This is a genomic window from Flavobacterium sp. (assembly GCF_004211145.1).
Taxonomy (GTDB): domain Bacteria; phylum Bacteroidota; class Bacteroidia; order Flavobacteriales; family Flavobacteriaceae; genus Flavobacterium.
This window is the reverse complement of record NZ_SEBS01000017.1, coordinates 75,532-82,044: the sequence shown is the minus strand read 5'-3', so window position 1 is coordinate 82,044 and position 6,513 is coordinate 75,532. Positions and strand designations below refer to the sequence as shown.

At 47.2% G+C, this 6,513-nt stretch carries 7 protein-coding genes; 3 read left to right on the top strand and 4 right to left on the bottom strand.

Annotated features, from left to right (window positions below; all coding sequences use genetic code 11):
* Positions 1-432 precede the first annotated feature (432 nt).
* Positions 433-639 carry a hypothetical protein gene (locus EOO50_RS09865; RefSeq protein WP_290839664.1) on the bottom strand — a complete coding sequence of 69 codons (207 nt, stop codon included), beginning with the start codon at positions 637-639 and terminating at the stop codon, positions 433-435.
* Complete coding sequence (locus tag EOO50_RS09860; protein WP_290839668.1) at positions 636-1,892, bottom strand: FtsX-like permease family protein; 1,257 nt, start codon at positions 1,890-1,892, stop codon at positions 636-638. Before EOO50_RS09860 ends, EOO50_RS09865 begins: the two co-directional genes overlap by 4 nt.
* 88 nt (positions 1,893-1,980) lie before the next feature.
* Between EOO50_RS09860 and EOO50_RS09855 the strand changes: the two genes are divergently transcribed.
* A complete protein-coding gene (locus tag EOO50_RS09855) occupies positions 1,981-3,300 on the top strand; it encodes a DUF1343 domain-containing protein (protein ID WP_290839662.1) in 1,320 nt (439 codons plus the stop codon).
* A 74-nt stretch (positions 3,301-3,374) separates the two neighbouring features.
* Entirely contained in the window at positions 3,375-3,599 is a 225-nt protein-coding gene (locus tag EOO50_RS09850; RefSeq protein WP_290839660.1) for a hypothetical protein, read from the top strand.
* A gap of 230 nt (positions 3,600-3,829) precedes the next feature.
* Here the strand turns inward: EOO50_RS09850 and EOO50_RS09845 are convergent, their stop codons facing one another.
* Positions 3,830-4,324, bottom strand: a complete 495-nt coding sequence (locus tag EOO50_RS09845) for a YkgJ family cysteine cluster protein (RefSeq protein WP_290839658.1) — start codon at positions 4,322-4,324, stop codon at positions 3,830-3,832.
* A gap of 143 nt (positions 4,325-4,467) precedes the next feature.
* On the opposite strand from EOO50_RS09845, the gene EOO50_RS09840 reads away from it, so the two are divergent.
* A complete protein-coding gene (locus EOO50_RS09840; protein ID WP_290839656.1) occupies positions 4,468-5,172 on the top strand; it encodes a class I SAM-dependent methyltransferase in 705 nt (234 codons plus the stop codon).
* Between the two features lie 146 nt (positions 5,173-5,318).
* Here EOO50_RS09840 and EOO50_RS09835 read toward each other — a convergent pair whose 3' ends face one another.
* Entirely contained in the window at positions 5,319-6,485 is a 1,167-nt protein-coding gene (locus tag EOO50_RS09835) for an aminotransferase class V-fold PLP-dependent enzyme (protein ID WP_290839654.1), read from the bottom strand.
* Between the last annotated feature and the right edge of the window lie 28 nt (positions 6,486-6,513).

Below are 6,513 nucleotides of genomic sequence, written 5' to 3'. Positions count from 1 at the left end.
CGCTTGATTTCCAGTAAAAAAGATGCGTCCTGAACGTTTTCCGGAAAAACCGGACGGCAAAGATAACAACCCTGCCCCTAACGGCAAAACTTTTTTCGCCTCTTTTTTTACTTTCACTATTTCAAAGGAACTTCGCTGTCAATGCGGGTGCAAAAGTACACCGCTTTTTGACTCCCGCAAGCGTTTCGGCAAAGTTTTTTTCGTGTTTTTCGCAACGCGCTGGAACGATGCGTTTTGCAGGTGAAAGTTTTTTCCAGGGTTTGCGGCCGCGTGAGGGATGCGAGTGGAAATCCTGTCTTTTGCCGCGGCGGATGTTTCTCCATATATAGTATAGCGGACGGCAAAAGACAGATTGGAACGGGTCAGCCCGACGGCGGCTTGCCAAAAACACATCGGAAGACGCCCAACGCCAAAGCCGCCGGCACGCCCAAATTAAAATCGCGCCTCTTCGTCGCGAACGCGCTGCGCCAGCAAACCCAACATTTGGTCACCGTGGCTTTCAAAGGAATATTTTTCGCCCGAGTTAAGAATGTACTCGAATTCAAAGATCCCCGCCGAATCCTGCACGATCAGCACAAGTTCACGATCGAGGCGACGATACAATATATAGTCATTTGGATTTCGGGCGATTTCTATCATTCGAAACGGATGGCGCGAACCGGTGAGATTTTAGTGATGATATAGGACGGCACCAATAATACGATCAGGCAAATGAGCATGGTTCCCGCATTCAGCAACAAAATGTATCCGAAGCTAAAATACACGGGCGCCTCAGTCACGTAATAATTCTGAGGGTTAAGTTTCACCAAACCGAACTGCTGCTGCAAAAACACCAATCCAAGCCCGATAAGGTTTCCCCAAAACAAACCGCGAGCGATCAAATACGCGGCGTTGTACAAAAACACTTTGCGCACGCTCCAATTCGCGGCCCCGATGGATTTGAGAATCCCAATCATTTGGGTGCGCTCCAAAATCAATACGAGAAGCGCGACGACCATATTAATTGTAGCGACCGCGATCATGACGACGAGGATCACTATAATATTAAAGTCGAAAAGCTTGAGCCAGTCGAATATATAGTAGTATTTCTCGATGATGGTCTTGGTGTCGAGCGCGTCGGCGGGATCGGCGGCATTGAACGTGTTCTCGTAGACTTCCTTGCCTTTGGCCTCGATCGAGTTGAAGTCCTTCACGAAAACCTCGAACGAACCGACCTCGTCGGGCTTCCATTTGTTGATGCGCTGTAAATGCCGAATGTCGCCCAGCAAATAAGCCGCATCAAATTCCTGCAGGCCTGAATTGTAGATTCCGACGATGTGAAACACACGCAGATTCGGTTTCGGATTGCCCTGACCTTCTTTCATGAAGAACGTGTTGAACCGATCGCCGGTTTTGAGTTTGAGTCGTTCGGCGAGATATTGGGAAATGAGCACTTCGTCGTTGAGCTTGCCGTTCAGGTTGGGCAAACGTCCTGAAATAAGGAAGTCTTTCATGTTTGTCCATTCGTAATCTTTCCCGACGCCTTTGAAGATGATGCCTTCAAAAGCATCGGCCGTACGAATGATTCCCGCTTTACTCGCAACGGCCTGAATGTGTCGGATTCCCTGAACCGATGTGAACTTCGGATAAAAATCCTGCTTCGTTGAAATGGGTTTGACGCTGACTTCGGACTGATTGTCGTCGTAATTTGAAATGATGATATGGCCGTTGAACGCCGAAACCTTCTCTCGGATCTTCTGCTGCAAGCCGATTCCCGTCGCAACCGACACGATCATCATGACCATGCTGATGGCAATAGCCGAAATCGCGATTTTTATTATTGGTGCCGAAATAGTACTTTTACGGCCTTTGGCGGTAATCAGTCTTTTGGCGATGAAATATTCTAAATTCAAAGTCGTTTTAGTCTGGGTTGCGGATTCCAAAAATACAGTTTTCAATACGATTTCAGGCCTACAAACCAATTTATCACACGAATTTATAATGCTTCATTCACTCCCGGCATCATTGCGGACACCATTGCTTTTTTCAAAACGACTTTCACTGGTCGGAATTTTACTGGCAATCGCGGTTTCGTGTAAAACGCCCCAGGCAAAGGTCGTTGCATTTTCAGCGCCTGAGAAAAAAACCATCAAGAGCAAGATCAGGCCGTTGAAGTTCATGACGGGCGCCGACAATACTTCGAGTTACCTGGACATCATTGCCGACCGAAGAGTCGGAATCGTGACCAACCAAACGGGATTGATCTCATACGATTCGATCTTCTCGCTGCCAGACTCGCTCGAACTCACGCATCGGGAAGCCACGGTTACCAAAACGATGCACATCGTCGATTACCTGAAACGCAAAACGAAGGTCAACCTCGACAAGATTTATGCGCCCGAACACGGTTTCCGAGGAACGGCCGATGCAGGCGAAGACATCGTCGACGGAAAAGACGTGAAAACCGGAATTCCGATCATCTCGATTTACGGCAACAACAAAAAGCCGTCGGCCGAACAACTACAAGGAATCGACGTGATGCTTTTCGATCTGCAAGATGTCGGCACGCGATTTTATACCTATATATCGACGCTTCATTACGTGATGGAAGCCTGCGCCGAGAACAAGATCGAATTGATTATCCTTGACCGACCGAACCCCAACGGCTACACGGTCGACGGCCCGACGTTGGAACCTGAACACAAGAGTTTCGTGGGCATGCATCCGATTCCCGTGCTTCACGGCATGACCATCGGAGAATACGCGCTCATGATCAACGGGGAAAAGTGGCTCAAAGACAGCATCCAATGCGATGTCAAAATCGTGCCTTGCGAGAATTACCGACGCACGATGCCGTATAGCTTGCCCGTGAAACCGTCGCCCAACTTGCCCAACGACCAAGCGATCAACCTTTATCCGAGCCTTTGCTTTTTCGAGGGCACGAACGTCAGCATCGGGCGCGGCACGACAAAGCAGTTCCAGATTTACGGATCTCCGTTTTTGCGTACGATGACGTACGAATTCCTGCCATTGCCGAACGAAGGTGCCAAAGATCCGCCTCACAACGGTAAAATTTGCTGCGGCGAGGATTTGTCGAAAATCAGTCGTTTGAATCGCATTGAACTCAAATGGCTCATAAAAGCCTACAATGAAACCCAGGACAAGTCGAAATTCTTTATCTCTTACTTCACGTTGCTTGCCGGAACGCGCAAGCTGCAGAGCCAAATCGAGTCCGGACTGTCAGAAGATGAGATCCGCGCGAGCTGGCAGCCAGGCATAGAGGAATTTAAAAAAATAAGAAAAGTTTATGAGATTTACTGAGTAATGTTCAGCGCTGAATGGCTATTTTAGTGAAACGATAATTTTGGTCGGAAAACAACACAAATCGCAACACTATGGAAAGGGCTCAACTACTTTTAGGCTATATGGATGAATTGCAACGCATCATCGAAGTGATCAATTCGTACATTGACAAAGGCATCGAACTTTTTCACAAGGCAAAAGAATGGGTAGAAAAAATCATCGAATACATCGGGCGCGGGATTGATTATCTCGTTAACGCGGTCGGCGGACGAAAGACCGATCATTTGGTCGTAGCCGACGATTATTTATTCGTTTAGAATTCGCCTCCTGATGGAGGCTTTTTTTTGGGAAAACGTGAATGTTTTTTTGCCACGAAGGCACGAAGGCGCTAAGTCACAAAGTTTTGCCGTGAATTGAAACTGAATTCTTATGCAAACAAACCTAATACTTGCCACGAAAAGCGAAGGCGCGAAGATTTTTGCTTATTGCTTTTGGATTTTATATCTGCGATAAACAAAGCCTACAGCCTATAGCTTAAAGCCTAAAGCTACAACGGAAGCCTTTTCTTCATTTCCTCCACAATCCTATACGTTGCCGGACAAATCGGAATATTTTTCAAAGTGATATTCGTGATCTGCTGAAATTTCTTTCGGTCGGTGTGCGGAAATTCGCGACAGGCTTTTGGTCGGACGTCGTAAATCATGCAGTAATTTTCGGAATCCAAGAAATGGCACGGCACGCTTTGAAGCACGTAGTCATTGTCTTCATCGATGCGCAGGTATTGTGAAATGAATTGCTGCGGCTTCATTCGGAAATGTTTTGAAATGCGCTCGACGTCGGCGTCAGTGAACAACGGTCCGGTCGTCTTGCAACAATTCGCGCACGTTAGGCAGTCGGTTTTCCTGAACTCGGCATCGTGAAGATCCTGCATCACGTAGTCGAGATTCTTGGGCGGCTTTTTCCTGAGCTTATCGAAATACTTCTTGTTTTCGATATGCTTATCTTTGGCAAGCCCGGGAAGTTGTTTTAGGAAATCGTCCATGGGGCAAAAGTAATCAATTGTTCATTTGTTCTTTGTTGTTCGTTCATTTGAATACAAATTCAAGAAATACTTTTGATTCAATTACGATGAGCTGAACGCGAGAATTCAAATGAACAAATGAACAAAAATCAAATGAACAACTCATGAAAGACCTTTTCGGCCGCGCCATCCTCGACTACCAAACCAAAAATTCCCCTCAGGATCTAATTACCGAAACCTCGATTTCAGATCCCGACGAGATGTCGGTCGCGTGGCTTTTCAGGTCGTACAAGGAAATGCCGAAGATTGAGAAGAAGGCACTCGCGCTTGCCACGGGAAAAGTGCTCGACGTCGGTTGCGGCGCCGGAAGCCACGCGTTGCATCTCCAAAACGAGAAAAAACTCGACGTTACGGCGATCGACATTTCGGCAAGTGCGGTAAAAGCCTGCGAAATGCGTGGCGTGAAAAAAGTCGAAGTCAGGAACGTATTGGATTTTGAAGGCGAAACTTTCGACACGATTTTGCTGCTCATGAACGGCACGGGAATTTTCGGTCGCCTCGAAAACATTTCGAAATACCTTCAAAAACTTAATTCTTTATTGAACCCGGGCGGGCAAATTTTCATCGATTCGTCCGACATCATCTATATGTTCGACCAGGACGACGACGGCGCGTACCTGATTCCCGCAAGCGGTTATTACGGCGAACTTACTTTCGATTTGTCGTACAAAGGCGAGCAAGAAGATTCGTTCGATTGGCTGTACCTCGACTACAACACGTTACAAAATGCGGCACACGCGAACGGTTTGCAATGCGAATTGGTTGTTGAAGGCGAGCATTTCGATTATCTCGCCACATTATTCCTCTGATTTTTAGAAGCATGTTCCGGCTGTTCGCTGCAAGCTTTCTGTAAAAAATCTATTTTGCCGGCACGCGGCGAGCTTCCGTTGGTCGCTGTCGCGCGCTGGCAAAATTGCGATTTTTGTACAAGAAAGGCTTTCCGCTTCCATCCGGGCTAGGATTTTGTCGCCTGAATCAAATCGGTGTTTTGGATAATATCAGTAAGCGCGGCGTACAAAAGATCGATATCGTTCTGTGTCACGTAAATCTGTGTAGAAATTCGGATGTAGAAATTCCCGTTGAGATTCATGATCGGGATTTCTATGTCGTATTTCGAGAAAAGCAGTTCCTTCAATTCAACCGCGTTCGTCGTCGGCATCGGAATACTGCACATTTGCGCGAGGAATTCTTCGGTAATCGGGCAAATCGGTTCCGTGCCGAGCAGGTCGCAAAAACGTTGGTAATTATCTAAGATCAATTGGCGACATTCTTTCGCTCTTGCTCTCCAGTCGATGCTTTCCAGAAACTCAATTGCCGCGGGCGCGGTCAAAAATGCCGAGATATCGCGCGTTCCCTGTTGTTCGTGGTAATCCAGAAACCGGCTTTCACCGGGAGCATCGCTTTCGTAACCCCAACTCACGACCAACGGATCGAGCATGTCCTGAAATTTCTTGTTGACGTGCAAAAATGAACAACCTTTCGGGGCGAACATCCATTTGTGTAGCGTTCCCGTGTAGAAATCCGCGTTGAGATCGGTCAAATCCAAATCGATATGGCCCGGAACATGAGCGCCGTCCACGATCGTGATCAAACCTAACTCCCTGGCTCGGTCGCAAATTTCCTTCGCGGGGAAAATCAACGCGGTTGCGCTTGAAATTTGGTTCAGGAAAATGACTTTCGTGTTGGGTGAATAACCTTTCCAGAACTCTTCGAGCAATTTTTCTTTCGAAACTATCGGCAATGAGATGTTTGCGCGAACGTATTTCGCTCCGGTTTTCCTGGTGTAGAAATTCCAGGTTCGGTCCATCGCGCCGTATTCGTTGTCGGTTGCGAGGATTTCGTCTCCGGGTTTTAAATCGAGACTGTGCATGATCGTGTTGATCGCGAACGTCGGATTCGGCGTGAAAAAGAAATCGGCGGCATCGCAATTCAGGAATTTGGCGAGCGCTTGTTTTGATTTCCTGAGTTGTTCGGGACCTTTTTTGAACACGAATTGGACCGGTTCGAATTCCAGCAATCGTTGCCAATATTGATAATCGTCGAAAATCGGCTTCGGGCAAGCACCGAATGAACCGTGATTGAGATAGACAATTTTCGGATCGAGAAGGAAATGTTGTTTCATATTCCGTAAAAATAAAAAATCCCGAACG